Annotated in this window: 2 protein-coding genes; both read left to right on the top strand. The window is 42.3% G+C overall.

Going from position 1 to position 532, the window contains the following annotated elements; translation table 11 throughout:
* The coding region (locus tag AC5KOD_RS02350) for a hypothetical protein (protein ID WP_496912949.1) at window positions 1-277 on the top strand (277 nt) is incomplete at its 5' end.
* A 24-nt stretch (window positions 278-301) separates the two neighbouring features.
* A partial coding sequence (locus tag AC5KOD_RS02345; protein ID WP_496912948.1) for a recombinase family protein occupies window positions 302-532 on the top strand: 231 nt, incomplete at its 3' end.

Below are 532 nucleotides of genomic sequence, written 5' to 3'. Positions count from 1 at the left end.
GACTTGGCACGTGTATCAAGAGCAGTATCCAGATGGCTGGTATGATTTTAAGTATTCTCCCCGTTTACGTCGCTTCATAGAAGGGGAGACCGAAGAAGCGTTGTTGTCACAGGTAAGGCATCAACGATTTCCTAAACGAGTGGTAATACCTGAGGTTGTTTATGATGAGATCAAAGAATTTGTCACGATTCATCGTGAGCTACAAGAGGGATTGGCTCATCCGATTGAGGGTGGGGAGTCAAGTAACTGGCAAGAAGACAGTCAATTAGATAAGTAAAAAAAACGGAAAGGACTGTGAGCAATGACGGTATATGGGTATGTAAGAAAAGGATTTCCTTACAATGAAATCGAACAAGTGAGGCACCTCATGACGTATAATTGTGAGGAATTATTTGTTGAAACGGATTCCTTGTTTGAGGAATCCGAATTAACTAAACTATTAGAGCTGTTACAACCAAACGATCAGGTCGTCGTGATGACCCTGAAAGTATTTGGGAAAGGGCTGCGTGGCTTGAAGTCCCTTATGACCTTA

The sequence above is a fragment of the Vagococcus sp. WN80Y genome (assembly GCF_059621045.1).
The sequence above is the reverse complement of the archived record's forward strand: the minus strand, read 5'-3'. Positions and strand labels throughout refer to the sequence as shown.